Origin of the sequence: Actinomadura chokoriensis, assembly GCF_039529475.1 — a bacterium.
GTDB lineage: Bacteria > Actinomycetota > Actinomycetes > Streptosporangiales > Streptosporangiaceae > Spirillospora > Spirillospora bangladeshensis.
The window spans coordinates 1-766 of record NZ_BAAAMW010000080.1; the positions used below are offsets into that span (position 1 = coordinate 1).

Here is a 766-nt window from a genome sequence, read left to right on the forward strand (position 1 = left end):
GCGGCGTTGTCTGCGGCGTTGTGCACGGGCCTCACGCTCTCGGGTACGGGGCGGGGCGGGTGTCGTCGTGGTCGTACCCGAGAGTGTGGACGACATCCACGACGCCCTCGGTGGCGGCGGTCAGCCGGACGACGATCGGGATGAGGCTCTTGAGCTCGACGTGGCCGGTGAGGTGGACGACCCCTTCCCGGACGCGGACGCCGACGTCGGCGGGGTCCTGCCAGAGCTTGGTGATCAGGACGTCCCGGATGACCTCGTCGCGGATCTCGGCGTCGGAGCGCTGGAAGACGCGCAGCAGGTCGCGGCGTGCCACGATGCCGGCGAGCCGCCCGTCCTCGCCGATGACCGGCATGGCCTTGAATCCGCGGGCGTTCAGCAGCCGGGCGGCCCGGGCGATGGAGGCGGCCGGGGCGACGGAGACGACCGGTGTGCTCATCAGGCCCCGGGCGTCCACGGCCGCGGCCTTGGTCTCGGCTTCGGCGTGGCGCCGGATCCTGTCGCGCATCGGCCGGTGGGCGGCGCCGCCGTCCTTGTACTCCTGCTTGCGGAGCAGGTCGGCCTCGGTGACGATGCCGGTCACGCGGCCCGCGGCGTCCAGCACGGGCACGCCGCTGATGCGGTGCTCGGCCATGGTCTCGGCGATCTCGGCGAACGGGGTCTGTTCGGTCACCGTCACGACGCTCGTGGTCATGACGTCCTGGACGGTCCGGCGCTTCATGGTCTCCTCCTGGGGGGTTCTCGCGCGGGCTTGCGCAGGCTCACGGGG

Annotated in this window: 1 protein-coding gene; it reads right to left on the reverse strand. The window is 72.5% G+C overall.

Going from position 1 to position 766, the window contains the following annotated elements:
- Positions 1–31 precede the first annotated feature (31 nt).
- Positions 32–766 (reverse strand): CBS domain-containing protein (locus ABFX46_RS43330; RefSeq protein ID WP_346050466.1); only part of this gene is annotated, 735 nt, incomplete at its 5' end.